Origin of the sequence: Thiopseudomonas denitrificans (assembly GCF_002866065.1) — a bacterium.
GTDB classification, from domain to species: Bacteria; Pseudomonadota; Gammaproteobacteria; order Pseudomonadales; family Pseudomonadaceae; genus Thiopseudomonas; species Thiopseudomonas denitrificans.
In genome coordinates this window covers 131,639-158,620 of record NZ_LNJZ01000007.1, presented here as the reverse complement: position 1 = coordinate 158,620, position 26,982 = coordinate 131,639, and the positions used below count along the sequence as shown (strand labels likewise).

At 58.3% G+C, this 26,982-nt stretch carries 29 protein-coding genes; 26 read left to right on the top strand and 3 right to left on the bottom strand.

The window, feature by feature from the left end; translation table 11 throughout:
* Positions 1-23: 23 nt before the first annotated feature.
* The 17 genes from pheS to AR306_RS06590 all read left to right on the top strand — a co-directional run bounded on the left by pheS (position 24) and on the right by AR306_RS06590 (position 15,475).
* Positions 24-1,040 (top strand): phenylalanine--tRNA ligase subunit alpha, encoded by a 1,017-nt coding sequence (pheS, locus tag AR306_RS06670; RefSeq protein ID WP_101496985.1) that lies wholly within the window; start codon positions 24-26, stop codon positions 1,038-1,040.
* Between the two features lie 21 nt (positions 1,041-1,061).
* On the top strand, positions 1,062-3,443 hold the full coding sequence (pheT, locus tag AR306_RS06665; RefSeq protein WP_101496784.1) for a phenylalanine--tRNA ligase subunit beta: 2,382 nt from the start codon (positions 1,062-1,064) through the stop codon (positions 3,441-3,443).
* A gap of 5 nt (positions 3,444-3,448) precedes the next feature.
* Entirely contained in the window at positions 3,449-3,751 is a 303-nt protein-coding gene (ihfA, locus tag AR306_RS06660) for an integration host factor subunit alpha (protein ID WP_101496783.1), read from the top strand.
* Complete coding sequence (locus AR306_RS06655; protein ID WP_101496782.1) at positions 3,732-4,088, top strand: MerR family transcriptional regulator; 357 nt, start codon at positions 3,732-3,734, stop codon at positions 4,086-4,088. The genes ihfA and AR306_RS06655 overlap by 20 nt, the downstream gene beginning before the upstream one ends.
* Before the next feature lie 64 nt (positions 4,089-4,152).
* The gene (locus AR306_RS06650; protein WP_101496781.1) at positions 4,153-4,920 is read left to right on the top strand and encodes a hypothetical protein; all 768 of its coding nucleotides are present in this window, start codon (positions 4,153-4,155) and stop codon (positions 4,918-4,920) included.
* 222 nt (positions 4,921-5,142) lie between these two features.
* On the top strand, positions 5,143-5,790 hold the full coding sequence (locus AR306_RS06645; protein ID WP_101496780.1) for a TetR/AcrR family transcriptional regulator: 648 nt from the start codon (positions 5,143-5,145) through the stop codon (positions 5,788-5,790).
* A 78-nt stretch (positions 5,791-5,868) separates the two neighbouring features.
* Positions 5,869-6,435, top strand: a complete 567-nt coding sequence (locus tag AR306_RS06640) for a DUF4823 domain-containing protein (protein WP_101496779.1) — start codon at positions 5,869-5,871, stop codon at positions 6,433-6,435.
* A gap of 21 nt (positions 6,436-6,456) precedes the next feature.
* Complete coding sequence (locus AR306_RS06635; protein WP_101496778.1) at positions 6,457-6,999, top strand: DUF1285 domain-containing protein; 543 nt, start codon at positions 6,457-6,459, stop codon at positions 6,997-6,999.
* A 56-nt stretch (positions 7,000-7,055) separates the two neighbouring features.
* On the top strand, positions 7,056-7,988 hold the full coding sequence (locus tag AR306_RS06630) for an ABC transporter ATP-binding protein (RefSeq protein WP_101496777.1): 933 nt from the start codon (positions 7,056-7,058) through the stop codon (positions 7,986-7,988).
* Positions 7,985-8,764 (top strand): ABC transporter permease, encoded by a 780-nt coding sequence (locus AR306_RS06625; protein WP_101496776.1) that lies wholly within the window; start codon positions 7,985-7,987, stop codon positions 8,762-8,764. The genes AR306_RS06630 and AR306_RS06625 overlap by 4 nt, the downstream gene beginning before the upstream one ends.
* Before the next feature lie 175 nt (positions 8,765-8,939).
* Positions 8,940-9,278 carry a flagellar hook-basal body complex protein FliE gene (gene fliE / locus AR306_RS06620; protein WP_101496775.1) on the top strand — a complete coding sequence of 113 codons (339 nt, stop codon included), beginning with the start codon at positions 8,940-8,942 and terminating at the stop codon, positions 9,276-9,278.
* 13 nt (positions 9,279-9,291) lie between these two features.
* Positions 9,292-11,091, top strand: a complete 1,800-nt coding sequence (gene fliF / locus AR306_RS06615) for a flagellar basal-body MS-ring/collar protein FliF (RefSeq protein ID WP_101496774.1) — start codon at positions 9,292-9,294, stop codon at positions 11,089-11,091.
* Entirely contained in the window at positions 11,084-12,100 is a 1,017-nt protein-coding gene (gene fliG / locus AR306_RS06610) for a flagellar motor switch protein FliG (protein ID WP_101496773.1), read from the top strand. Before fliF ends, fliG begins: the two co-directional genes overlap by 8 nt.
* Before the next feature lie 3 nt (positions 12,101-12,103).
* On the top strand, positions 12,104-12,979 hold the full coding sequence (gene fliH, locus AR306_RS06605) for a flagellar assembly protein FliH (RefSeq protein ID WP_101496772.1): 876 nt from the start codon (positions 12,104-12,106) through the stop codon (positions 12,977-12,979).
* Entirely contained in the window at positions 12,969-14,330 is a 1,362-nt protein-coding gene (gene fliI, locus AR306_RS06600; RefSeq protein ID WP_101496771.1) for a flagellar protein export ATPase FliI, read from the top strand. The genes fliH and fliI overlap by 11 nt, the downstream gene beginning before the upstream one ends.
* Before the next feature lie 6 nt (positions 14,331-14,336).
* Positions 14,337-14,801, top strand: coding sequence for a flagellar export protein FliJ (gene fliJ / locus AR306_RS06595; RefSeq protein WP_101496770.1), 465 nt, complete (start codon positions 14,337-14,339; stop codon positions 14,799-14,801).
* Positions 14,798-15,475 (top strand): DNA-3-methyladenine glycosylase I, encoded by a 678-nt coding sequence (locus tag AR306_RS06590; RefSeq protein ID WP_407071186.1) that lies wholly within the window; start codon positions 14,798-14,800, stop codon positions 15,473-15,475. Before fliJ ends, AR306_RS06590 begins: the two co-directional genes overlap by 4 nt.
* 622 nt (positions 15,476-16,097) lie before the next feature.
* On the opposite strand, the gene trpB is transcribed toward AR306_RS06590, so the two are convergent.
* Positions 16,098-17,303, bottom strand: coding sequence for a tryptophan synthase subunit beta (gene trpB / locus AR306_RS06585; RefSeq protein WP_101496769.1), 1,206 nt, complete (start codon positions 17,301-17,303; stop codon positions 16,098-16,100).
* Positions 17,304-17,549: 246 nt separating this feature from the next.
* Between trpB and zapE the strand changes: the two genes are divergently transcribed.
* Positions 17,550-18,671: a cell division protein ZapE gene (gene zapE, locus AR306_RS06580; RefSeq protein WP_101496768.1), complete on the top strand. Its 1,122-nt coding sequence runs from the start codon at positions 17,550-17,552 to the stop codon at positions 18,669-18,671.
* A 34-nt stretch (positions 18,672-18,705) separates the two neighbouring features.
* Positions 18,706-19,281, top strand: a complete 576-nt coding sequence (locus AR306_RS06575; RefSeq protein WP_101496767.1) for a C40 family peptidase — start codon at positions 18,706-18,708, stop codon at positions 19,279-19,281.
* A gap of 3 nt (positions 19,282-19,284) precedes the next feature.
* Here the strand turns inward: AR306_RS06575 and AR306_RS13370 are convergent, their stop codons facing one another.
* Entirely contained in the window at positions 19,285-19,446 is a 162-nt protein-coding gene (locus AR306_RS13370) for a hypothetical protein (protein WP_166627812.1), read from the bottom strand.
* A 301-nt stretch (positions 19,447-19,747) separates the two neighbouring features.
* Here AR306_RS13370 and AR306_RS06570 point away from each other — a divergent pair, with 301 nt between their 5' ends.
* A complete protein-coding gene (locus AR306_RS06570; protein ID WP_101496766.1) occupies positions 19,748-20,686 on the top strand; it encodes a SphA family protein in 939 nt (312 codons plus the stop codon).
* 79 nt (positions 20,687-20,765) lie between these two features.
* Positions 20,766-21,737, top strand: a complete 972-nt coding sequence (locus tag AR306_RS06565) for a putative 2-dehydropantoate 2-reductase (RefSeq protein WP_101496765.1) — start codon at positions 20,766-20,768, stop codon at positions 21,735-21,737.
* Between the two features lie 271 nt (positions 21,738-22,008).
* Here the strand turns inward: AR306_RS06565 and AR306_RS06560 are convergent, their stop codons facing one another.
* Positions 22,009-22,713, bottom strand: a complete 705-nt coding sequence (locus AR306_RS06560) for a DNA-J related domain-containing protein (RefSeq protein WP_240622503.1) — start codon at positions 22,711-22,713, stop codon at positions 22,009-22,011.
* Between AR306_RS06560 and ttcA the strand changes: the two genes are divergently transcribed.
* The 5 genes from ttcA to fliN all read left to right on the top strand — a co-directional run bounded on the left by ttcA (position 22,712) and on the right by fliN (position 26,979).
* Positions 22,712-23,536: a tRNA 2-thiocytidine(32) synthetase TtcA gene (gene ttcA, locus AR306_RS06555; RefSeq protein ID WP_101496764.1), complete on the top strand. Its 825-nt coding sequence runs from the start codon at positions 22,712-22,714 to the stop codon at positions 23,534-23,536. The two genes, AR306_RS06560 and ttcA, sit on opposite strands and share 2 nt — an antisense overlap.
* 55 nt (positions 23,537-23,591) lie before the next feature.
* The gene (locus tag AR306_RS06550) at positions 23,592-24,911 is read left to right on the top strand and encodes a flagellar hook-length control protein FliK (RefSeq protein ID WP_101496763.1); all 1,320 of its coding nucleotides are present in this window, start codon (positions 23,592-23,594) and stop codon (positions 24,909-24,911) included.
* Between the two features lie 86 nt (positions 24,912-24,997).
* Positions 24,998-25,510 (top strand): flagellar basal body-associated FliL family protein, encoded by a 513-nt coding sequence (locus tag AR306_RS06545; RefSeq protein WP_101496762.1) that lies wholly within the window; start codon positions 24,998-25,000, stop codon positions 25,508-25,510.
* Positions 25,511-25,528: 18 nt separating this feature from the next.
* Positions 25,529-26,500, top strand: a complete 972-nt coding sequence (gene fliM / locus AR306_RS06540; protein WP_101496761.1) for a flagellar motor switch protein FliM — start codon at positions 25,529-25,531, stop codon at positions 26,498-26,500.
* A gap of 20 nt (positions 26,501-26,520) precedes the next feature.
* Entirely contained in the window at positions 26,521-26,979 is a 459-nt protein-coding gene (fliN, locus tag AR306_RS06535; RefSeq protein WP_101496760.1) for a flagellar motor switch protein FliN, read from the top strand.
* Positions 26,980-26,982 lie beyond the last annotated feature (3 nt).

Genomic DNA, 26,982 nt, shown 5'->3' with positions numbered 1-26,982 from the left:
CAAGCATCTCCAACGGAGCCAACATGGACAATCTTGATCAACAGGTCAGCCAGGCACTGGCGGCCATTGCAGCAACCGATAATGTACAGGCGCTGGAACAACTGCGCGTGCAGTTTCTGGGCAAGAAGGGCGAGTTCACCCTGCTGATGAAACAACTGGGCAGCCTGTCTGCCGAAGAGCGCCCAAAGGCCGGCGCCATCATCAACGCCGCCAAAGAGCAGGTGCAGGACGCGCTCAACAGTCGCAAGCAACTGCTGGAAGACGCTGCGCTGAATGAAAAACTCGCCAGTGAAACTCTGGACGTAACCCTGCCAGGCCGTGGTCAACAGTCCGGCGGCCTGCATCCGGTCACTCGTACCCTTGAGCGTATCGAGCAGTTCTTCACCCGCATTGGTTATGACGTGGCCGAAGGCCCGGAAGTGGAAGACGATTACCACAACTTCGAAGCGCTGAACATTCCGGATCATCACCCGGCGCGTGCCATGCATGACACCTTCTATTTCAACGCCAACATGCTGTTGCGCACCCATACCTCGCCGGTACAGATCCGCACCATGGAAGCCCAGCAACCGCCCATCCGCATTGTTTGTCCGGGCCGCGTTTACCGCTGCGACTCGGATATCACCCACTCGCCGATGTTCCACCAGGTGGAAGGCCTGCTGATTGACGAAGATGTCAACTTTGCCGACCTCAAGGGCACCATCGAAGAGTTCCTGCGCGTGTTCTTCGAGAAAGATCTGGCGGTGCGTTTCCGTCCGTCGTTCTTCCCGTTCACCGAGCCGTCCGCCGAAGTCGACATGCAGTGTGTGATGTGTAACGGCGACGGTTGCCGTGTGTGTAAGCAAACCGGCTGGCTGGAAGTCATGGGCTGCGGCATGGTGCATCCAAATGTGCTGCGCATGAGCGGCATAGACACCGAAAAATACCGTGGTTTTGCCTTTGGTATGGGCGTGGAGCGGCTGGCCATGCTGCGTTACGGGGTGAACGACTTGCGTCTGTTCTTCGACAATGACCTGCGCTTTCTGGCGCAATTCCGTTAATTCAGGCCCAAGGAGAACAGCATGAAATTCAGTGAACAGTGGCTGCGTAGCCTGGTTAACCCTAACGTAAACCGTGACCAGTTGGTTGCCCGCCTGTCCATGGCCGGTCTGGAAGTGGATGCGGTCGAGCCGGTAGCCGGCGAGTTTAGCGGCGTGGTCGTGGGCGAGGTTGTGGAATGCGGTCAGCACCCGGATGCCGACAAGCTCAGCCTGTGTGTGGTCAGCGATGGCGAGCAGCAGGTCAATGTGGTCTGTGGTGCGCCTAACGCCCGTGCCGGCCTGAAAGTGGCCTTTGCCAAAGTCGGCGCAGTGCTGCCCGGCGATTTCAAGATCAAGAAAGCCAAGCTGCGTGGTGTCGAGTCGTTCGGCATGCTGTGCTCCAACAGCGAGCTGAAAATCAGCGACGACCACAGCGGCATTATCGAGCTGCCTGCGGATGCGCCAGTGGGCCAGTGCCTGCGTGAATACCTGAACCTTAACGACGTGGCCATCGAGGTTGATCTGACCCCCAACCGTGGCGACTGCCTGTCTCTGGTAGGTCTGGCGCGTGAAGTGGGTGCGCTGTACAACGTGCCGGTCAGTTATCCACAGATCAATGAGATTGCCGCCAGTCATGAGCAAACCCTGAGCGTCGAGCTGCAAGCTCCGCAAGCCTGCCCACGCTATGTTGGCCGCGTGATCCGCAATGTTGATCTGAGCCGCCCAACTCCGGACTGGATGAAAACCCGTCTGGAGCGAAGCGGTGTGCGCAGTATCGACCCCGCTGTAGACGTGACCAACTATGTCATGCTGGAGCTGGGCCAGCCGATGCATGCCTTTGATCTGGCAAAGATTCGTGGTGGAATCCGGGTGCGCATGGCGCAGCAGGACGAGCCTTTGACCCTGCTGGATGGCCAGCAAGTCAAACTGAACAGCGATACGCTGGTGATTGCCGACCACGAACGGGCGCTGGCGATTGCCGGTGTGATGGGCGGTGAAGACAGCGGCGTTAATGTGGAAACCACTCAAGACCTGTTCCTGGAAAGCGCCTTCTTCGACACCATCGCCGTGGCCGGCAAGGCGCGTAGCTATGGCCTGCATACCGATGCCTCGCACCGTTTTGAGCGTGGCGTGGACTGGCAGCTGGCCGAGCGTGCCATTCAGCGCGCCACCGAGCTGCTGCTGGACATCGTCGGCGGCGAAGCCGGACCGGTGATTGATGCCTGCAATAGCGAAGCCATGCCGAAAACCGCTGAAGTGAATCTGCGTGCCGACCGGGTCAACAGCATGTTCGGTCTGGAACTAGGCGACAGCGAGATTGAAACCCTGCTTAAGCCGCTGGGTTTGCAACTCAACGCACAGGGAGCAGGGCAGTGGCAGGTGCAAATCCCCAGCCACCGCTTTGATCTGGGCATCGAGGTCGATCTGATTGAAGAAGTCGGTCGCCTGTACGACTACGACCGCCTGCCGGTGCGCTATCCAGCCGCGCGTCTGGCACCGCAGAAAAAAGCCGAAGCCCGTGCCGAACTGCCGGCGCTGCGCCGCCTGCTGGTCGCCCGTGGCTATCAGGAAGCGGTCACTTATAGCTTTATCGACGAAGATAGCTTTGCCCTGTTCAGCCCGCAACAGGCACCGCTGAAACTGGCCAACCCGATTTCGGCTGACCTGTCTTGTATGCGTTCATCCTTGCTGCCGGGCCTGCTCAAGGCGCTGGCGCACAACCTCAATCGCCAGCAAACCCGTGTGCGCCTGTTTGAAAGCGGCCTGCGTTTTGTCGGCCAGTTGGGCGAGCTGAAACAGGAGCCAATGCTGGCTGGTGTGATGACCGGCCTGCGTCTGCCCGAAGGCTGGGCGCACGGCAAGGACAAGGTGGACTTCTATGACCTGAAAGCCGATGTCGAGGCGTTGCTGGGTGCTGCCGGCAGTCTGGATGCGTTCAGCTTTGTGCCGGCACAAAAAGCGGGCTTCCATCCGGGCCAGTGCGCTGCCATTGAGCGTGACGGCAAGGTTATCGGCCATCTGGGTGCACTGCATCCGCAAACCGCAGCGGCCATGGATATCGACCAAAGTGTATTCATGTTCGAGCTGGAACTGGAAGCAGCTACTGCCGGCCGCCTGCCGCAGTTCAGCGAGCTGTCGAAATTCCCCGAGGTGCGTCGCGACTTTGCGTTGGTAGTGGATGCCGGGGTGTCGGCAGCGGCGATTGTCGGTTGTATGCGTGAGCGGGCCGGCGAATGGTTGAACGATCTGCGTCTGTTCGATGTCTACCAAGGGCAAGGTATTGAGCCAGGCTGCAAAAGCATGGCCTTGGGCTTGACCTGGCAACATCCATCACGCACTCTTACCGACGATGAGGTCAACTCGACCGTCGAGCGGATGCTGCAAGGCTTGAGTGACGAATTCGGGGCAACCCTAAGGAAGTGATATCGATGAGCGCGCTAACCAAAGCAGGCATGGCTGAAAACCTGTTTTTTGAACTGGGACTCAACAAGCGGGAGGCCAAAGAGCTGGTCGACCTGTTTTTTGAGGAGATCCGCGTTTCCCTGGAGAATAACGAACCGGTGAAAATCTCCGGTTTCGGCAATTTCGAGTTGCGTGACAAGCGCCAGCGCCCCGGCCGTAACCCGAAGACAGGCGAGGAAGTGCCGATCAGCGCGCGTCGTGTGGTGACTTTCCGTCCAGGCCAGAAACTGAGGGAGCGGGTGGATAGCCATGCTGGAAGCCAGTCATAACAACGAGCTGCCCCCGATTCCGGGCAAGCGCTATTTCACCATTGGCGAAGTCAGCGAGCTGTGTGCCGTCAAGCCGCATGTGCTGCGTTACTGGGAACAGGAGTTCGAGCAGCTGACGCCGGTCAAGCGCCGTGGCAACCGCCGTTATTATCAGCATCACGACGTAATGATGATTCGCCAGATCCGCAGCCTGCTTTATGATCAGGGCTTCACGATCGGCGGTGCACGGCAGCGCCTGAGTAGTGAACAGACGGGCGAAGAAAATACGCGCTACAAACTTGTCATCCGGCAAATGATTGTCGAGCTGGAGGATGTGCTGCAACTGTTGCGCAGTTGAGGCCGGATAATCCCGGCAAGGCCCAAACCCAGGCTGCTTTGCCAGTCATGAACAGGATCTGCTGATGTCATCTGCTTTCATTATTGCCCTGGTTATTGGCGGAATTTTTGCCTTGCTGCTGGTGGGTTATCTGAGCAACCAGCATGAAAAAAACAAACTGGAGCGCGCCCGGCGCCGTTCCACTCTGGCCGAGAGACAAGCGCGACTGGCCAGTCTGTCTGATACCTTGCCGGGACAGTACCTCAATGTTTCCCTCAAACAGGGGCTACACGAGCTTGAACTGGGCTTTATCAAGGAATTCCTGAAAGAGGTTCCTGATGACAAGAAAATGCGCACACGCGAAGAAGCCTTGCGTGAGCGTATCGCCGAGGGGGCCGCTTATGAACTGGCCAACACCACCGTCGCCCTGCACAGTGAAGAGCAGGTCAAGGAGGTTCGTTTTCAGCTGGAAAGCCTGTATGCCCAATTGCGCCGGGCGCATCAGGAGGGCCTGCTGCCAGCAGAAAATGCCCGGCAATGGCTGTCCCATCTGCAGGACCAGCTGGTAAACCTGTATCTGGATTACTTTCACACCGCCGGCCAGAACCACCTGCAACGGGGCTTGCCCCGCCAGGCCAGGCTGGTGTTCGAGCGCGCAGTCGGCCTGATCAAGCGTCAGAAAAATCTGCAGCCTTTCAAGGAACGCCTGCAGGGTTTTCAGGCCCTGCTGGAAAAAACCAACCGGATCGTGATGGAACACGATCAAAAGGCATCTGCCCAGGCCAGCGAGCTGTCAGAGTCGATGACAGGGGACGATGAAGACTTGTGGAAGAAGAAGCAGATGTACGACTGACTTGTCGCTGCTCAAACAGGCGTTCCGCCTTCGCGTGCCGTAGCTGCAAGAGCGTAGCGTACAGCACGGTTTGCAACTAATTACTTTCCTTTCGTACAAGACAGGTCCGGCTTGTGGCCAGGCTTGCCCCGGCGGGGTCAAAATACGGTTTTTGTATTCAGGTCGTATTTTTTCGATAGAAAATGCATAATGGATTACCTGATTTGACCGGAGAGTCTGAAAGTGGAAAAAGAATCTCGTAAAGTTCGTGAGTTTCGCCGCCGCGAGCAGGAAATTCTCGATACGGCGCTGCAGCTGTTTCTTGAGCAGGGCGAGGATACTGTCACGGTGGAAATGATCGCCGATGCGGTCGGTATCGGCAAAGGCACCATTTACAAACACTTCAAGTCAAAGACGGAAATCTACTTGCGTCTGATGCTCGACTACGAGCGTGAGCTCAACCAGCTGTTTCACTCTGACAGTGTGGCCAAGGACAAGGAAGCCTTGTCGCGTGCTTATTTTGCCTTCCGCATGGGTGATCCCGAGCGTTACCGCCTGTTTGACCGGCTTGAGGAACGCATTGTCAAAGGGCGCCAGGCACCGGAAATGGTCGAGCAGCTGCACAGCATCCGCGCCTCGAACTTCGAGCGCCTGACCCGCTTGATCGAGGATCGCATCAGTGAGGGCAAGCTGGAAGATGTTCCGCCTTATTTTCACTACTGTGCCGCCTGGGCACTGGTGCACGGTGCGGTAGCACTGTATCACTCGCCATTCTGGAGCTCCGTGCTGGAAGACCAGGAGGGCTTTTTCCAGTTCCTCATGGACATTGGCGTGCGCATGGGCAACAAGCGCCGGCGTGATGAGGCTCCGCGCGTAGCTGACGACGCATGAGTGAAGTTGGCGCAAAAACTGCTTGAATACTCCCGAGTATTGGAACCAGTTGTTTTTTGACGCCCAGGAGAATGCCCGATGCCCGTCATACTGTTGTTTTTGCTGGTTTTGACCGGCTGCATGAAGACCAGTGATCTGGCTTATGAGGGCCGTTATCAGCTGGCTGATGCCGGTTTGCTGGACAGGCATCATGTCGAGCGTGCGCATAATCTGCGGATCGAGCGTGATGCGCTGATTTATATCGTGCAGAGTCATTTTCCACCGGTGGATCGTGATCCTGACGAGGTTGAAGCCAACATTCTGGCGCTGGAAACCTACAAGGCCTTTGTCGAGTATTTTCCGCGCATGCGTCGTTCTCCGGTACCCCTGGGGCTGGATGAGGCCTTTGCCGCAGCCGCACAGGAACGTGCCGATTATCTGCTGTATGTACGACTGGCGCAGGCGCAAGACCGCAAGCTGATGGACAAGGCAGTGATTCAGTTCATGCTGTACGACCGTGCCCACGCCTATCTGTTGGACAATGCGCATATTCCCGTTCGTTCGGGCTTGCTGACGTCAAGACACAACAGGCCTGAAGATTTTCTGCGTGAGCCCATGCTGGATTATGCCCGTCGTCTGCAGGGGCTTGGCGGTTACCCTCATTGACAGAGTACTCACGGAAGCAGAATGACCGACAAACTCGATACGCTGGCCGGTGCGCTGCCTGCCGGTAAAGGCAAGGCTGAAGCCGACTGGAATCCGCCCCTGAGCGGACATCTGGACATGTGTATTGGCCGTGACGGCAACTGGTTTTACCAGGGCGAACCGATGGTTCGTGAGGTACTGGTGAAGCTGTTTGCCGGGATCTTGCGGCTGGAGCAAGGCTGTTATTACCTGGTGACGCCGGTAGAGAAGTATTCCATTACCGTCGACGGGCTGCCCTTTGTCAGCCGGCAGCTTGAAGTTCGTGATCCCGGCCCCCATCAACAGGTGGTTGTCACCAGCAATGTTGGCGATGTGGTAGTGCTTGGGTCTGAACATCCGCTATGCTTCCGGCCTGCCGGCAATGCCGAGGCGGTGCCTTGCATCCATGTGCGTGACGGCCTGTATATGCTGCTGCAGCGCTCCCATTTCTATCAGCTGGCCGAGATGGCGCTGGAGCAGTCGGGGGACAGCGACAGCATCCCCGGCATTTTGAGCTGCGGGATGCTGTTTGCACTGCATGTTTAACATTCATCAAGATTAAGGCAGGGCATTGTCAAGTGCCCTGGGCAGTTCATCAATTCATGAGTTATGCATTATCCATCCAGGGGCTGAACAAAACCTACCGCAATGGTTTTGTCGCCCTCCGGGGCATCGACCTGCACGTACGCGAAGGCGATTTCTTTGCCCTTTTGGGCCCCAACGGGGCCGGCAAATCCACTACCATCGGCATCCTGTCGACGCTGGTGACCAAGACCTCTGGCACTGTCGAGGTGTTTGGCCACGATCTGGATAGCCACCCGCTGCAGCTCAAGCGCTGCCTGGGCATTGTGCCGCAGGAGTTCAACTTCAACCAGTTCGAACTGGTGCTGAACATTCTGGTGGTACAGGCCGGTTACTACGGCATCAAGCGCAAGGAAGCTCTGGCCCGTGCCGAACAGCTGCTCAGGCAGCTGGAACTGTGGGACAAGCGCCATACCCAGGCGCGTCTGCTGTCAGGCGGCATGAAGCGCCGCCTGATGATTGCCCGGGCGCTGATGCACCAGCCGCGCTTGCTGATTCTCGATGAGCCGACCGCCGGTGTCGATATTGAAATGCGCCGTTCCATGTGGGAATACCTGACCCGTCTCAACGAGCAGGGCACCACCATCATCCTGACCACCCATTACCTGGAAGAGGCCGAGCAGCTGTGCCGCAATATCGCCATCATCGATCATGGCCAGATTGTGGAAAACACCAGCATGCGCCAGCTGCTGGCCCAGTTGCAGGTGGAAACCCTGGTGCTGGACCTGAAACAGCCGGTACAGACCAGGCTTGAGCTGGATGGCTATCCGTCGCAACAGCCTGATGACTGCACGCTGGAAGTGCAGGTGGACAAGGAGCGCGGCCTGACCGGACTGTTCAGCCAATTGAGCGGGCAGGGGGTTGAAGTGGTGAGCCTGCGCAACAAGAGCAATCGTCTGGAGGAGCTGTTTGTCTCACTGGTCGAGAACGGCCCGCAAGGAGAACAGGGATGAGTCACGAGCTTGCTTCCAACCTGACGGCGCTGTACACCATCGTGCATCGCGAGGCCCGACGGTTTTTGCGTATCTGGCCGCAAACCCTGCTGCCGCCGGCGATCACCATGGTGCTGTATTTTGTCATCTTCGGTAACCTGATCGGCAGCCGCATCGGCGAGATGGACGGTTTTAGCTACATGCAGTACATCGTGCCCGGCCTGATCATGATGTCAGTGATCACCAACGCCTACAGCAATGTGGTGTCGAGCTTTTTCAGCGCCAAGTTCCAGCGTTCGATCGAGGAGCTTCTGGTTTCACCGGTATCACCGCACACCATCCTGATCGGCTTTGTCATGGGCGGGGTGATGCGCGGACTGATGGTGGCGGTGATCGTAACCTTGTTGTCGCTATTTTTCACCGAACTGACCGTCCACCACCTGGGCATCACGGTGTTTGTCATTACGCTGACGGCGGTGGTGTTTTCGCTTGGCGGCTTCATCAATGCGGTTTTTGCCCGCAGTTTTGATGATATATCGATCGTGCCGTCGTTTGTCCTCACGCCGCTGACCTACCTTGGCGGGGTCTTCTACTCGATCAGCCTGCTGGGCGAGTTCTGGCAGAAACTGTCGTTGGCCAATCCGATCCTGCACATGGTGAACGCCTTCCGTTACGGAATCCTGGGTGTTTCCGATATTGCACCGGATACTGCCATTGCCTTCATGCTGGCCACAGCCGTGGCACTGTACGCATTTAGTGCGCGGTTGCTGATCAGCGGGCGCGGCATGCGGCAGTGAACGCTGGCCGGGCAGGGTTGCAGGGATGAATGGCGATCCTTGGCGCAGGGTAGCCCTGTGCCCTGTTTACCGCTAGAATTGCCCGCCCTGGAGCCGCGCCGGGAAGGTTGGCCCGGTTATTGCTCTCCTCTAGTCAAAGAGACGCTAGGCGTCAAAAAGACGACGAGGTACCGAAATGATCCAGGGTGTTGAATTCAATCGCTTGATGCTTGAAATGCGTGCCATGCAGACCGAAGCCATGGCCCGCCAGAAGCCCGTTGCCCAGCCGGCCGAAGCTCCGGTTGTCAAGGGGCCAAGCTTTTCCGAGCTGCTGGGTCAGGCGGTCAACAAGGTCAACGATGTGCAGCAAAGCGCCAACCAGCTGGCAACGGCTTTCGAAATGGGTGAAAGCGGTGTGGACCTGACGGACGTAATGATTGCATCGCAGAAGGCCAGCGTCTCCTTCCAGGGTATGACACAGGTACGCAACAAGCTGGTCCAGGCCTATCAAGACATCATGCAAATGCCAGTTTAAGGGCGGATAAATCATGGTTGACACAACTGATAATGCTCTCGCTCCGGTAGCGCGAGACGGCGCACCGGGCCGCTCCAGTGTTCCCGGACTGGCATTCATGGACAATCTCATCCACATGCCGGGTCTGCGTCAGGTCGCCCTGATGATCGGTCTGGCTGCCAGTGTGGCGATCGGCTTTGCCGTGGTGCTCTGGTCACAGGAGCCGGACTATCGTCCGCTGCTGACCAACCTGAGCGGCATGGATGCCGGTGCCGTGGTCGACAGCCTGAATCAGGCCGGCATCAAGTACAAGGTGGAACCGAGCTCGGGTGCCCTGCTGGTCAAGGCCGGTGATCTGGGTGAGGCTCGCCTGCGTCTGGCCACAGCCGGCGTCACCGCGGACAGCAAGCCGCTGGGCTTCGAGATTCTTGACCAGGAGCAGGGGCTGGGTACCAGCCAGTTCATGGAAACGGCCCGTTTCCGGCGCGGACTGGAAGGCGAACTGGCACGCACTGTGGCCAGTCTGCATAACGTTCGCAATGCCCGTGTCCACCTGGCGATTCCGAAAAGCTCGGTGTTCGTGCGTGACGAACGCAAGCCGAGTGCTTCGGTGCTGGTCGATTTGCAGCAGGGTGCCAGCCTTGAGCCGAGCCAGGTGATGGCGATCATCAACCTGGTTGCCACCAGTGTGCCCGAGCTGCAAAAAGACCAGGTCACAGTCGTCGACCAGAAGGGCAACCTGCTCTCGGACCAGCAGGAACTGTCCGAGATGACCCGTGCCGGCAAGCAGTTCGATTACACCAGGCGCATGGAGTCGCTGTTCACCCAGCGGGTACACAACATTCTGCAGCCGGTGCTGGGCGAAGGCCGCTACAAGGCGGAAGTGTCAGCCAATATCGATTTCAGCGCCGTCGAGTCCACCTCTGAAACCTTCAACCCCGATCAGCAGGCGTTACGCAGCGAGCAATCGCTGGTTGAACAGCGCTCTTCCAGTCTCGGACCGCAAGGCATTCCCGGCGCCCTGAGCAACCAGCCTCCGGGCGCTGCGACAGCACCCGAACAGGCGCTTGCCGGTGCCGTGGCGGATGGTCCGGTGGCTGCCGGTCAGCCGCTGCTGGACGCCAACGGGCAGCAAATCATCGATCCGGCTACCGGCATGCCGATGCTGGCGCCATACCCGGCCGACAAGCGCGAGCAATCCACCCGCAATTTCGAGGTGGACCGCTCCATCAGTTACGTCAAGCAGGACCAGGGGCGTTTGCAGCGCCTGTCGGTGGCAGTGGTAGTGGATGACCGGGTCACTCTGGATGCCGAAGGGCAGGTGGTACGCCTGCCCTGGAGTGACCAGGATCTGGACCGCTTTACCCGCCTGGTACAGGATGCCGTCGGCTATAGTGCCAGCCGTGGTGACAGCGTCAGCGTGATCAATGCGCCTTTTGTGCCCTTGCCTGACCTTGAATATGTGGAGCCGCCCTTCTATAGCCAGCCATGGTTCTGGGATATCATGAAGCAGGTGCTGGGCATACTGTTCATCGTGATTCTGGTGTTTGGTGTGCTGCGTCCGCTGATGAACAATATTTTGGGTATAAACAAGTCCAAAGAACTGCAACTGGCTGTTGGCGGGACCGGGCTGGGTGAAGCCGGTGGTCTGGATGATATTGATGCCCAGCTGTCCGATGACAAACTGAGTCTTGGCAGCGACGGGCAGCATATCCTGCTGCCCAGCCCGAGCGAAGGCTATGATGCGCAGCTTGGCGCCATCAAGAATCTGGTAGCCGATGATCCGGGACGCGTGGCCCAGGTCGTCAAGGAATGGATCAATAGCGATGACTGATAGCAAATCAACAGCCAAGCTGAACAAGGTGGAAAAAGCTGCCATCCTGCTGCTGTCGCTGGGCGAGGCTGATGCTGCCCAGGTGCTGCGCCACATGGGACCCAAGGAAGTACAGCGGGTCGGTTTGGCGATGGCGCAAATGACCAACGTGCACCGCGAGCAGGTCGAGCAAGTGATGAGCGAATTCGTCGAGCTGGTGGGCGAGCAGACCGGGCTTGGGGTTGGCGCCGATGCCTATATCCGCAAGATGCTGACCCAGGCGCTGGGCGAGGACAAGGCCGGCAACCTGATCGACCGCATCCTGCTGGGAGGCAACACCAGTGGTCTGGACAGCCTGAAATGGATGGAGCCGCGGGCGGTGGCTGATGTGATCCGCTACGAGCACCCGCAGATCCAGGCGATTGTGGTGGCTTATCTCGACCCGGACCAGGCCGGCGAGGTGTTGTCGCATTTTGACCACAAGGTTCGTCTCGACATCATCTTGCGTGTATCTGCCCTCAACACCATTCAGCCGGCCGCCCTCAACGAACTCAACGCCATTCTGGAAAAACAGTTTTCCGGCAGTGCCAACACCAGTCGCACCACCATGGGTGGCGTCAAGCGTGCCGCCGATATCATGAACTTTCTTGACAGCTCGGTGGAAGGGCCGCTGCTCGACTCCATCCGTGAACTGGATGGTGACCTGTCCAGCCAGATCGAGGACCTGATGTTCGTCTTCGACAACCTGGCCGATGTCGATGATCGTGGCATCCAGTCGTTGTTGCGCGAAGTCTCCTCGGATGTCCTGGTGCTGGCCCTCAAGGGTGCCGATGAGGCGATCAAGGAAAAGGTGTTTCGCAACATGTCCAAACGGGCTTCCGAGTTGCTGCGTGATGACCTGGATGCCAAGGGTCCGGTGCGTGTCAGTGAAGTCGAAACTGCACAAAAAGAAATCCTTACCATTGCCCGCCGCATGGCCGATGCCGGCGAAATCGTGCTTGGCGGCAAGGGCGGCGAAGAGATGATTTAAGCCATGAGCAATAAAGACCCGTCCAGCGAGCTGCTTCGCGATCTGCAGGGCGCTGCGTTCACGCGCTGGCAGATGCCGTCTTTTGATGATGACGCGGCCAATGTCATCCAGCATCCGGATGCTCCGGAGGTTGATGATGAGGAAGGGGCTGAAGCGGAGCCTGAAGTCGAGATCGAGGATGTCGAGCTTGATGAGGTGCAGCCGCTCACGCTGGAAGAGGTTGAGGCGGTACGTCAGGATGCCTACAACGAAGGCTTCAGTACCGGCGAAAAAGACGGCTTTCACGCTGGCCAGCTGCGTGCCCAGCAGGAAGCGGAAGCGGCCCTGAAACCGCGCTTGCAGGCACTGGAAAGCCTGATGCAACAGCTGTTTGACCCGATCGGCCAGCAGGACCAGGCGATTGAGCACATGTTGCTGGACCTGGTGTGCCACGTCAGCCGGGAAGTCATCCAGCGCGAGTTGAAAATGGACTCGGCCCAGATTGGCCGGGCGTTGCGTGAAGCCATGAAGCTGCTGCCAATGGATGACGGCCAGGTGCGTATCCATGTCAACCCGCAGGATTTTGCCGAAATCAAGAGCTTGCGTGACCGTCATGAGGAAGACTGGCGGATTCTTGAAGACGACAACCTGCTGCCCGGCGGTTGCCGGGTTGAAACCCTGCATAGCCGGATCGATGCCAGCATCGAAACCCGCTTGCAAACCCTGATCCAGCAACTGCTGGAGCAGCGACGCCAGTTGCGTTCCGAGCCAGTGCCAGCGGACATGCAGCAAAACTTTGACCTGACAGCCGGCGATGAGCCGGAAAGCGGCCAGCGAATTGCCGGGCAGGCTTTGCCAGCCGCTGACGCCGGGCAGGACGGAATCAGCGATGAAGCTTGAGCGTACCGCAATTGCCAGCCGGCTGGCAGCCTACAAACCGGCGCTGAGCCTGCCGGTCCAGCCACCGGTTGAGGGACGCCTGCTGCGCATGGTCGGCCTGACCCTGGAGGCCAAGGGCCTGCGCGCGGCGGTCGGCAGCCGCTGCATGGTGATCAATGCCGATACCCATAACGCTGTCGAGGTGGAGGCCGAGGTGATGGGCTTTGCCGGTGACAAGGTGTTCCTGATGCCGGTCGGCAGTGTCGAGGGTATCGCGCCGGGCGCGCGGGTGGTGCCGATGGCAGGCACCGACATGGTACCAATGAGCGGCAACATGCTCGGCCGGGTACTGGACGGTGCCGGTCGCCCGCTGGACGGCGGCCCGCGCATCAAGGCGGACGACTGGGTGCCGATGATCGGGCCAAGCATCAACCCGCTGCTGCGCAACCCGATCAGCGAGCCGCTGGATGTCGGTTTGCGCTGCATCAACAGCACCCTGACCGTGGGCCGTGGCCAGCGGCTGGGTCTGTTTGCCGGTACCGGTGTGGGCAAGTCGGTCCTGCTGGGCATGATGACACGCTTCACCAAAGCCGACATCGTCGTGGTCGGCCTGATCGGTGAACGGGGCAGGGAGGTCAAGGAATTCATCGAGGACATTCTCGGTGAAGATGACCTCAAGCGGGCAGTCGTGGTCGCTTCGCCGGCGGATGATGCGCCCCTGTTACGCCTGCGGGCCGCCATGTACTGCACCCGCATTGCCGAATATTTTCGTGACAAGAAATACAACGTTCTCTTGCTGATGGACTCGCTGACACGTTATGCCCAGGCGCAACGGGAAATCGCCCTAGCCATTGGCGAGCCGCCTGCAACCAAGGGCTATCCGCCCTCGGTGTTTGCCAAGCTGCCGGCGCTGGTGGAGCGGGCCGGTAATGCCGAGCCCGGTGGTGGCTCGATTACCGCCTTTTATACCGTACTCTCGGAGGGTGATGACCAGCAGGACCCGATTGCCGATGCCGCGCGGGGGGTGCTGGACGGCCACTTCGTGCTATCGCGGACGCTGGCCGAGGAAGGGCATTATCCGGCCATCGACATCAGTGCCTCGGTCAGTCGGGTGATGCCACAGGTGACCAGCCCCGAACATATGAGAAACGCCCAGCGCTTCAAGCAGCTGTGGACCCGTTATCAGCAAAGCCGCGATCTGATCAGTGTCGGTGCCTATGTGCCGGGCGGTGATCCTGATACCGATCTGGCCATCGAGCGCTATCCGGTGATGTCGGAGTTCCTGCGTCAGGGGCTGCAGGAGTCGGAAGACCTGGCGACCAGCGTCGAGCGGCTGGCGGCAATTGTTGCCGCACCGCAACAGCAGGGCTAACCCGGCATGCTGAAAAAAGCCGGACGCCTGGCACCAGTGGTCGAAATGGCCGGGCAGGCCGAGCGTGACGCGGCGGCCAAGCTGGCCAAACTCCAGGTTCAGCTGCAACAGGCCGAGCAACAGTTGGCCGGGCTTGAGCAATATCGCAACGATTACCAGCAGCAATGGATCACTCGTGGCCAGACGGGTGTGAGTGGCGAGTGGCTGATGAATTACCAGCGCTTTTTGTCCCAGCTGGAAACCGCCATCGAGCAGCAGCGCAGCAGTGTCCAGTGGCATGCCCGCAATGTGGAGAAAGCCCGCGAACAGTGGCGGCAGGCTTACGCGCGGCTAGAGGGTTTAAAAAAACTGGTACAGCGCTATCATGACCAGGCCAGGCAGATGGCTGACCGGCAAGAGCAAAAAGCCATGGACGAAATGGCGGCGCGCGCTGGTCATCTCAATCGACCCAAACCCGGAGACATATCATGACGATCCGTTATCAGTGGCTGTATGACTATGTGCTGCGCCGCAAAGGCAGCATCCAGGCGCTGGAAGACAGCTTGCCGGTCCCGTTGACCGAAGAACAGCTGATCGCGGTTCCCGATAGTCGCTACCTGTCACTGATGACCCAGCGAATCTTCCGCGCCGGTTTGCGCCATGCCATGGTCGATGCCCGCTGGCCGGCATTCGAGGAGGCCTTCTGGGGTTTCGATCCGGAAAAAATGGTGCTGCTCAGCGCCGAGCACATCGAGCAGCACATGCAAAACAAGGCATTGATTCGTCACCTGGGCAAGCTGCGCAGCATTCCGCACAATGCCCAGCTGGTGCTGGATATCAGCCGTGAGTACGGTGGCTTTGGCCGCTTTCTGGCGCAGTGGCCGGTTGATGATATTGTCAGTTTGTGGTTCTTGTTGCGCAAGCGCGGTTACCAGCTGGGCGGTTACTCGACCCCCGGCTTCCTGCGCATGGCCGGCAAGGATACCTTCCTGATCACCACCGATGTGGTGGCTGCGTTGGTTGGTCATGGCGTGATTGATCGTAACCCGACCAGCCAGGGCGCGCTGCGGGATGTGCAGGCAGCCTTCAACCAGCTGCATAGAGACAGCGGCCGCCCCCTGTGCCAGCTGTCGGCCATGCTGGCATGGACAGTAAACCACGATTAAAGATCGCCTGGCCTGTCCGTTGCATCCTGTAACCGTGCGCTTTTTGTAGGTGCGAATTCATTCGCACACAACCCTCGCCGCTCGGTGATGCGACGAATCTTGTCCGAATAAATTCGGACCTACAGAAGCAGTTGTACCCCCTGGATTCTGTCCCCGTGCGCTTTTTGTAGGTGCGAATTCATTCGCACACAACCCTCGCCGCTCGGTGATGCGACGAATCTTGTCCGAATAAATTCGGCCCTACAGAAGCAGTTGTACCCCCTGGATTCTGTCCCCGTGCGCTTTTTGTAGGTGCGAATTCATTCGCACACGTATTTCCGGGCCTGATCATGCCGGGCTTGTCCGGATAAATCCGGACCTACAGTAGCACCTGTAGGTGCGAATTCATTCGCACACAACCCCCGCCGCTTGGAGATGCGGCGAATCTTGTCCGAATAAATTCGGACCTACAGAAGCAGTTGTACCCCCTGGATTCTGTCACCGTGCGCTTTTTGTAGGTGCGAATTCATTCGCACACAACCCCCGCCGCTTGGTGATGCGGCGAATCTTGTCCGAATAAATTCGGACCTGCAAGAGCAGTGGGATAGCAATTGACCGCACTGCTGTACGGCCAATCACGAAATTACAGCCCCAGCAGGCCAGCCACGTAATCGACATCCTTGTCGCCACGACCGGACAGGTTGACCAGAATCTGCTGGTGCGGCTGCAGGGTGGGGGCGCTGCGGATGGCCCAGGCCACCGCGTGGGCACTTTCCAGTGCGGGAATGATGCCCTCGACCCGTGACAGACGCATGAAGGCGTCCAGGGTTTCCTTGTCGGTGACACTGTCATACTGCACCCGGCCCAGGTCTTTCAGATAGCTGTGCTGTGGTCCGATGCCGGGATAGTCCAGGCCGGAGGCAATCGAGTGCACAGGGTCGGGGTTGCCTTCTTCGTCGGCCAGTACGTAACAGGCCATGCCATGAATCACACCGGGCTTGCCCATGGTCAGGGTGGCCGCATGGCGGTCGGTATCCAGGCCTTCACCGGCCGGTTCCACACCGACCAGCCTGACCTGGCTATCATTGAGGAAAGCGGTAAACATGCCGATGGCATTGGAGCCGCCACCGACACAGGCAGTGACCACATCCGGCAGGCGCTTGTACTTGTTCAGGCACTGCTCGCGTGCTTCGTTGCCGATGATGGACTGGAAGTCCCGCACCATTTTCGGAAAAGGATGCGGACCGACCACAGAGCCGATAGCGTAGATGAAGTCCTGCGGGTTTTTCAGGTATTCCTCGAAAGCGCTGTCGACGGCATCTTTCAATGTGGCGGTACCACGGGTAACCGGAATCAGGTCGCAACCGAGGATTTTCATCTTGACCACGTTGGGGTGCTCTTTCTCGATATCCACCTGGCCCATGTGGATCTCGCAGGGGATGCCCACCAGTGCACAGGCGGTGGCCAGTGCCACACCGTGTTGGCCGGCACCGGTTTCGGCAATGACCTTTTTCTTGCCCATGTGCTTGGCCAACAGCGCTTCGCCCAGACAGTGGTTGATCTTGTGCGCGCCGGTGTGGTTGAGGTCTTCACGCTTGAGCAGGATCTGCGCGCCACCGAGTTGTTCGGACAAACGCCGGGCATGGAAAATCGGGCTGGGACGGCCCACGTAGTCGGCAAACAGGCTGGCCAGCTCTTGCTGAAATTCGGGCATCTGGCGAATTTCTTCGTAGGCACTGTTAATATCGTCCATCACCTGTTTCAGTTCAGGCGGTACATATTGGCCGCCATAGGCACCGAAGTAACCCTGTTCGTCGGGCATGGCAGCAAAACTGGTTGTGCTGTTCATTGTTATCTCGCTGGCAACTACTGGAAAAACGGGCCGCTGTACTGGCCGGCTGTCATGCCGCCGGATGTCTGTGCAACCCCGTGCAGCGTCAGAGTGTATTTTAATTTGCAAGATTTTGCAGCGCCTTGCCACCAGATGCATAAAAGAATGCGGCAGGTGTGGGGAATGGTTTTGACCCTGTATTGATGGCTCGGTCAAGCGGACGGGGCATGATTGCAGTGAAATGATAAGGAGTGCAGGAAGTATATGACGGATAGCAGATCGCCCGGGCAGTGGTATGCAGAAGCACTGGAGCAAGGTTTTGTTGCTGATGCTGCGCAGCAACAGGCAGTGGCCAGATTGCAGGAAAGCTACCAGGCGCTCCGCGAAGGCCGTTATGCCGGAGCCGGGGTTTACTTGTGGGGCCCGGTCGGGAGGGGCAAGACCTGGCTGATGGACTGCTTCTATGTCAACTTGCCGGTTCCCGGTCGTCGCCAGCATTTCCATCACTTCATGAGGGACTTGCACCGGCGCCTGCACCAGCTGACCGGCACTGCAGAGCCGCTGGAGAGGGTGGCAGACGAGTTGGCCGGGCAAATCAGGGTGCTTTGTTTTGATGAGTTCTTCATCAGCGACATTGCCGATGCCATGCTGCTGGGTCCGCTGATGCAGGCACTGTTCAGGCGCGACATGGCGGTGGTCATGACCTCCAACCAGCCGCCGGAAGAGCTGTATCCCGACGGTTTCAACCGCGAGCAACTGCTGCCGACGATTGCCGCGATCAGGCGCCACATGCGGGTGCTTGCGGTTGACGGCAGCCAGGACCACCGTCTGCATGGCCTGCAGGACATGCAGCAATTGCCGCGCTATCTGCATTGTCCGCCAGGACAGCCCGAAGCAATGCCCACGCTGTTTGCCAGGCTGGCTGGTGACCAGATGCACAGTGACGGTCCGATTGAGTTGAACGGACGGCAGCTGCACATACGTGGCCAGGCCGGACGCCTAGTCTGGTGCGACTTTGCCCAGCTGTGTGAACAACCGTTTTTTGCCCAGGATTTCATCGAGTTGTGCCAGCGCTATGACTGCTTGCTGCTGGGCAGGGTACCGGAGCTGGGTGGTGAACAACAGGCGGCAAAGATAGCCCGTGGAACCGAGGATGCCGCCAGCAGGGTGGTGGCCGGAGACCGGGTTTTACCCTCATTGGCGCGCAAAGATGATGCAGTGCGACGCTTTATAGCCTTGATTGATGAATGCTATGAAGGTAAAGTCCCTGTCTATGTTGAGGCCAATGTGCCTTTTGACGAACTTTACACACAGGGTTATCTGTCATTTGCCTTTCGCAGGACACATAGCCGGTTGTTGGCAATGCAGCATGACGACTTTGCCTGAGTCGTTTGTATCGCCATAAGAAGAAGACAAAACTATGCATTGGTCCCTACGCATTTCCGTTGTTTCCTCGCTGTTGCTGACGGCGGCCTGCGCCACACAGCAGCAAGCCAGCGTCCCGTCGGCTGAAGCCAGGCAGCAATCCGTAGCGATTGCGCCGCAAACTGCTTCGGTTGCCGATGAAATGGACAGTCTGATTACCCGCTCGCAAATGGCCGATGACGTGCTGCTGCGCGCCATGGCGCAAATCGGCACGCCATACCGCTGGGGTGGCAGCTCGCCACAGACAGGTTTCGACTGCAGTGGCCTGATCGGTTATGTGTTCAACCACTCAATGAACATCAAGCTGCCACGCAGCACCACCGAGATGATGCAGGTGAAAGCCCCGGTCATTGCACGGAACAACCTGCGCAGTGGCGATATAGTGTTCTTTGCCACCAATGGTGGCCGTCGTGTCAGCCATGCCGGCATCTATGTCGGGGACAATCGCTTCGTGCATGCCCCATCCACCGGTGGCAAGGTCCGTATCGACAGCCTTGATGCGCCGTACTGGAACAAGGCCTACCTGCAGGCCAAGCGTTATCTGCCAGACCAGCAACTGGTCAGCCTCTGATCTTTAGGTAACCATCCAGTCCACATGAGCGATGATGCTCATGTGGCGTTCTCGTTGCTGCCGGTCGCTCCCGGCAATGCCGGTGCCATATTGCAGGTTTTTCTTCAACCTCTCCGATCTTTCACAAACCCGTGCAGCGCTTTGCGTGCCGGTCGTCTTGATCATTTGCTGGCCTGCTGCAATGCGGGTTGAGCATTTGCTGAAGCTGGTCGGGTTTCCCGGACCGGGGCGCGGGTATTGCGGAATCCCCGGACGGGCAAATAACCTGTGTTTTGTACGAAGATCGGACATCTTTCCGCTTTCTGGCTGCTATAGAATGTCTTTGCCCGGGGACGGCACACATATTGCATTTTCATTAGACAGGGGGCTGCTCTGTGCGTTGAGCAACTCAGCCACTGTCAGGGCCTCTGCCTGGTAGCTGCTTGCAGCTGTAGGATAAAAACAAAAAAATATACAGGAGTAGGAAATGACTAAACGTCACGTCAAACCATTGCTGGGCTGCGTAGCGGCAATCAGCATGATTGCCACCGGGATGGCGTATGCCAAAGAGGGCGGCGACCAGTACCCCAATGGCGCCGAAACCTGGATGGCCGGAGCGGTTCCGCCCAAGGGGAATTACTTCATCAACTACACCGGCCATTATGGCGGCAAATTGCGTGATGGCAGTGGCAAGAAGGTCAGCGGTGCCAAGGTGGGGGCATGGTTTACCGCCCAGCGTTACATCCACATGACTGACAAGAAGATTTTTGGTGCCGATTATGGCTGGCACGTGATCGTGCCGCTGGTTCACCAGAATCTGCGCCTGGGCGGGGCTTCCAAGTCGCGCAACGCGCTGGGCGACGTCACCATCAACCCGCTGATCCTGGCCTGGCACCGGGACAATCTGCACTGGGCCTTTGGTCTGGACATCAATCTGCCGACCGGAGCCTATGACTCCAAAGATGCACGCCGCAGTGTCGGTGCCAATTACTGGAGCTTCGAGCCGCTGTTGGCGGTAACCTGGCTGCATGATGATGGTTGGGAAGCCTCAGGCAAGTTCATGTACAACATCAAGACCAAGAACAAGGACTTCCGTCCGGAACCCGGTGCGCCGAAGATGGATTACAGGTCCGGTCAGGAATTCCATATGGACTATCTGCTGGGCAAGCATATTGGCCAGTGGGGTGTTGGCGTGTCCGGGTATTACCTGAAGCAGACCACCAACGACAAGGTGGACGGCAGCACGCTGGCCAGCTCGCCGGCCTGGAGCAAGGGACGCAAGGGCCAGGTGTTCTCCTACGGCCCTACGGTCAGCTATACCACCAAAAGCGGCATGATGGTTTCCGGTCAGTGGAACCACGAGAGCAAGGTACGCAACCGTTTTGGTGGTGACAAGGTGATGCTGAAGCTGGTGACGGCCTTCTGACCAACCGGTACGCTTTTCAGACAGTTTTACTGATTTTGCACCTCTGGTGCGTGAACAACAGATATCCCTGGAGGACAGCATGACAAATACCAGCAAGCCCCGGATCGGTGTTATCGGAACAGGCGGCATTGGCGGTTTTTATGGCCTGATGCTGCAAAACTCGGGACTGGATGTGCGTTTTCTGGTCCGTAGCGGGCAGGAAGAGCTGCGCCGTGATGGCATGAGCCTGCGCAGCGAAAGCCTTGGTGATATACAGCATCAGGTGCAGGTATGCAGCCAGGTGGAAGAACTCGATGGTTGCGACTGGATACTGGTAAGCACCAAGACCACAGGCAATGCCGAGGTTGCGCGGCTGCTCAACCGCTTGCCCAATCCTGCAGTCAAGGTTGTCTTGCTGCAGAACGGCTATGGCAACGAGGAGCAGATGCGGGCACTGGTGCCGGCACAGATGTCATTGTTTGCCGGCCTGTGCTTCATACAGGTGCGGCGTACCGCTCCCGGCCAGATCTGGCATCAGGGCGGTGGCGCCATCAATATCGGTTATCACAGTGGCGCAGCCAGTGCAGAGCAGGGTGCGGCACTGGCTGCAGAACTGGCGGAACTGTTTGCAGCCGCGAAGGTGCCATCTGAAGTGACAGATGCTGAGCTGGCACGCTGGCAAAAGCTGGTCTGGAACGTGCCCTACAACGGCTTGTCGGTAGTGCTGGATGCCAACACCAGCAGCATGATGGACAATCCGTCCTGTCTGGCCCTGATTACCGACCTGATGCAGGAAGTGGTGGATGCTGCTGCAACCTGTGGCTACGTGCTGCCGGAAAAACTGATGCCTGCCATGCTCAAGAGCACCAGGCAGATGGATAACTATTACCCGAGCATGCACGGTGACTATACCGGTGGCAAAACGCTGGAGTTGCAGGCCATTTATCGTGCGCCCTTGCAGGCGGCTCGCACAGCAGGTGGCGACATGCCGAAAGTGGCGATGCTGTTGCAGCAACTGGAATTCATCCAGGCCCGCTCTGAATTGGCCATTAGTCACGAAAAACCTTGCTAAAAAGCCTTGACATGCGAAGGTTGTACACATGCGGCAAATTATTTGCAATTTGTCGCATGCTGTGCATGAAAACTCGTCGTCATCAAATATTGACTTTCATAACTCATTGATTGGTATGGGTTAAAGTCTGGCTGGTCAAAAAGCGGTCAATTTGACTGAAGGGCATGACTGTAGCAGCGCAGACCGCTTTGCTTTCAGGTTGTGCACATGGTTATCCACAGCTCTTGTGGATATGAGTTCCGGGTGATCGAGTGCTCTGCTGGCACTGTCATCAGGCCAGTTGATGTCTTTTCAGCAGTGCCATGGCCTGGTTGATTTGTTGCAGGCGCTGGTTGCAACCGCCCCGGTCGGGGTGGTGCCGGCTGGCCAGCCGACGATAGGCTTGCCTGATTTCGCCGGTCGTGGGTAACGGCTGGACGCCAACGAAACCGAGGCAGGCCAGTGCTGCAGTTTGCTCGTCCTTTTCATGGATACGGCTGAAGCTGCCATCGAGCATGGCGGCTACCTGCTCCCGGTCGGTTTCGTTCAGCTGCTGCAGGTCCAGGTAGTAGCTGCGCAGCGGGTCTGTTCTGGTCAGCTCGGGCTGGCTGGCACTGCGTGGCAACAGACGGATGCAGAGCGGGCTGATGTCCAGCTGCAGCTGATCTGCCACCAGTTGCTCATCCAGCCGGTACAGGGCGTTGAACAGGGTGAAGTGGGTGCGAAACAGGCTCAGCGGATCGCGCAGATCCGCTTCAGCAAACAGTGGCCACTGCTGTTGGCGCAGCAGGTTGATCAATTGGTATTCGCTCAGTCCTTCTGGTTGCAGACGCAATTGTTGCAGCAGAAAGCCGGGCAGGCTGTCATGGTGGTTCATGGCGTCATCAAAACAGCTGGCGTGTGCTTTGTCCAGAGACAAGAAAGCCGCGACAGGTACTGGCCAATCGGGCAAATCAGGGTAAAATGCGCGGTTTTCATTCTGGGTGAATGTGGTCATGAGCAGCCTGTCCGTCAAACACAACAAATTGCAAAAGCGCTTGCGCCGCCTGGCCGGTGAGGCCGTCGGCGATTTCAACATGATCGAGGACGGAGACAAGGTCATGGTCTGTCTGTCCGGCGGCAAGGACAGCTATGCGATGCTGGACATCCTGCTCTATCTGCAAAAAGTTGCGCCGGTCAAATTCGAGCTGGTGGCCGTCAACCTGGACCAGAAACAACCCGGCTTTCCCGAAGATGTGCTGCCGGGTTACTTGAGCGAGCTGGGTGTGGATTATCACATCATAGAGAAAGATACCTACTCGGTGGTGAAAGAGAAGATCCCCGAGGGCAAGACCACCTGTTCGCTGTGCTCGCGCCTGCGCCGGGGTACCCTGTATACCTTTGCTGACGAAATTGGTGCGACCAAGATGGCGCTTGGTCATCACCGTGACGACATTCTGGAAACCTTTTTCCTTAACCTGTTCTACGGCGGCACCCTGAAAGCCATGCCGCCCAAACTGCTGTCGGATGACGGCCGTAACGTGGTGATTCGTCCGCTGGCCTATTGCAAGGAAAGCGATATCGCCGAGTACGCCGGGCTAAAGGAGTTCCCGATCATTCCGTGCAACCTGTGCGGCTCACAGGAGAATCTGCAGCGTCAGGTGGTCAAGGCCATGTTGCAGGAGTGGGAGCAGAAAACACCCGGCCGTACCGAGGTCATGTTTCGCGCCCTGCAAAATGTCATTCCCTCGCAGCTGGCCGACCGCAGCCTGTTCGATTTCACCAGCCTGAAAATCGATGAGCAGGCGGTTCCGCGTTTCATTGATGCAATGAATATCTGAGTGCCTGGCCTGGAAATTGCTTGATGGTTCCTGACCCGTCAGAGGAGGAAAAATCATGACCATGATGGCCGATTTCTTATTGCAGCCTGCAACCACGCAAGGCGCTGGACGATCCGCCGTGCCTGATACCGGTGCGAGCGCCATTTCACGTCCGCCAGCCGGTGGCCAGGACTTTACCCGTATTCTGGTACAACAGCGCCAGGCCGCTGATGTCAGGCCGGCTCCGCCGGTGCGCAGCAGGGACGAAAGCGTCCGGCAGCCAGAACAGCGGCGTGCGGAAAACCGCCGTGATGAGTCTGAGCCGGTGCGTGAGCCGGCAAGCGATTCGCGCGAAAAAGCTTCCGTATCCGTGTCCGGCGAGCCTGGGGACAAAGAGGGGTTGCGTCAAAAGGATGACGGGGGCGCCACCGGGGATGGCAAAGAAGCAGACCCCGCTCCCGGTGTGGATGAAGATAATGACGGTTTTCTTGCGGTGCCGGGTTTGCTTGATCCCTTGCTGGAGCAAATTTTGCTGGCGCAAGAACAGTCGGGTGAGGAAGTCTCCGTGTTCAAGCAGGATGTGGGGGAGGCTACAGAGGGTATCATGGCCGCAGGCAGTCTGCTGGCGGTGACGCAACAGGCCCGCACGATACAGGAGGCGACTACCCAGTCAGTTGACGCGGGCACTCTGCGTCAGGGGGCGGGAGCTGCTGAAGGGGGCAACCTTTCTGCAGTTGCCACGAAAACCGGAGCCGAAACGGAGGCGGTAGAGCTTGTTGCCGATTTGCTTGAGGAAGGATTGTCGCCGGGCAGCCAGTTACTGGCCGGTACAGCGGCAAGAGCTGAGCGACTGGAGACTGGAGCCACGACGATTCAGGCCGCCGAGCGTGGTGTTTCTGCGGGTGAGACCCGTACTGATACGCTGATGCGCAGTGAAGCGGTCCAGTCGGCGCAGGCGGCGCGCCAGCTGCAGGGCCAGCCCCTGAACATGCAGCAACCGGGCTGGAGCAAGGAACTGACCGACAAGGTGATGTGGATGTCATCACAGAATCTGAAGTCGGCGGAAATCAAGCTGAACCCTGCCGAATTGGGTCGCCTTGATATCCGTGTCCAGGTCGGACAGGAACATACGCAGATCACGTTCAACAGTGCTCATGCCGGAGTGCGTGACTCGCTGGACGGGCAGATGCACCGCCTGCGGGAAATGCTCGAGCAGCAGGGCATGCATAATGTGGATGTCGAGGTGGCGGACCAGTCAAAGCAGCATCAGCAGCAGGAGAGCAGCCGCCGGATTGCCGACCATGGTGCTGAAGCGGGTGAAGAAGAGCTGGTAGCGGTCAGTGAGCTGGAACAACAAGAGCAGGGCCATGCCGGGCTGGTCAGCTATTATGTTTAGCGCGAGCGGATTTGCCCGCGGTTTATGGTTAAAGGCTGGTGTTTGGGTACACTAGCCTCCTGAATTGAGCATAACGGAACAAAGATATGGCCAAAGCGTCCGGGGCAGCCGCAGATCAGGCGGCACCAGCCAAGAAAAACAGGCTGAAACTGATTGTTATCGTTGCTGTAGCGTTGCTGCTGGCAATCGGGCTGTCTGCCGCCGGGACCTGGTTCTTTCTTGGCAAGAACCGCCCGGTACAGGAGGAGACGGCTGTCCAGCCGGCTGCCGCACCAAGGCTGCCGGCACTTTATGAAGACCTGATGCCGCCGTTTGTCGTCAATTTTCATGCCGACGGACGCACCCGCTACATGCAGGTGAGCCTGGCGCTGATGGCGCGCAACCCGGAGCAGCTGGCGATGCTGAAAGTGCACATGCCGGCGCTGCGCAACCAGTTGGTGATGCTGTTTTCCAGCCAGGATTTCGCCGAGCTCAATACCCCGCTGGGGCTGGACATGCTCAAACAGAAGGTAACGGCCACCGTCCAGGCGTTGGCGATGCGGGAAGTCGGGGCTCCGGTGGTGGAGCAGGTTCTATTTACCAATTTTGTCATGCAGTAAGCAGAGGCGGAGGCAATTATGGCCGTTCAGGACCTGTTGTCACAGGATGAAATCGATGCGCTGCTGCACGGCGTTGATGACGGACTGGTGGAAACGGAAGAGGACACCGGCGTTGGTGGCATCAAGAGCTATGATCTGACCAGCCAGGACCGGATTGTCCGTGGGCGCATGCCGACGCTGGAAATGATCAACGAGCGCTTTGCCCGCTACACCCGCATCAGCATGTTCAACCTGTTGCGCCGCACGGCGGATGTTTCGGTCGGCGGCGTGCAGGTAATGAAGTTCGGCGAGTATGTTCATACGCTGTATGTGCCGACCAGCCTTAACCTGGTGCGAATGAAGCCGCTGCGCGGCACCTGCCTGTTCGTGCTTGATTCGCGACTGGTGTTCAAGCTGGTGGACAACTTCTTTGGTGGTGACGGCCGCCATGCCAAGATCGAGGGCCGAGAATTCACGCCCACCGAGTTGCGGGTGGTGCGCATGGTGCTGGAGCAGGCATTTGTAGACCTGAAGGAAGCCTGGCATGCGGTGCTGGATGTGGATTTCGAGTACATGAACTCCGAGGTCAACCCGGCGCTGGCCAACATCGTCAACCCGAGCGAGGTGGTGGTGGTTTCCAGTTTCCATGTCGAACTGGATGGCGGCGGCGGCGAGATCCAGATCACCTTTCCGTATTCGATGATCGAGCCGATTCGTGAAATGCTTGATGCGGGCTTCCAGTCCGATCTGGATGGCCACGACGAGCGCTGGAGCAAGTCGATCCGTGAAGACATACTGGACGTGCGCGTTCCCATCCGTTCCACCGTGGTGCGCAGCGAGTTGCGTCTGCGCGATATCCTGGCCATGCAGCCGGGTGATGTGATTCCCGTGGAAATGCCTGAACGCATGCTGTTGCGTGCCAATGGCGTTCCTACATTCAAGGTGCAGCTGGGTTCCCACAAGGGCAATCTGGCTTTGCAGGTACTTGGACCGGTAGAACGGTCACGCTGAATTGAACAGGCAGGTTGAGAATGACAGACGAACATGACGAAGTAACCAGCGAAGAACAGGCGCTGGCTGACGAATGGGCTGCCGCGCTGGCCGAGGCGGGAGATTCCAGCCAGGATGATATCGATGCCATGCTGGCCCAGGCTTCCGCGCCGGCTGCCGCACCAATGCAGGAATTCGGCCAAGGGCCTGAAGACGCCGAAGCACCGGTCAGCATGGATGGCCCCAATCTGGATGTGATTCTGGATATCCCGGTAGCCATTTCCATGGAAGTCGGCAGTACCGACATCACCATTCGCAACCTGTTGCAGCTGAACCAGGGATCGGTGGTCGAGCTGGACCGCCTGGCCGGGGAGCCGCTGGATGTACTGGTCAACGGTACCCTGATCGCCCATGGCGAAGTGGTGGTGGTGAACGAGAAGTTCGGTATCCGCCTGACGGATGTCATCAGCCCCAGCGAACGCATCAAGCGTTTGCGTTGAGTC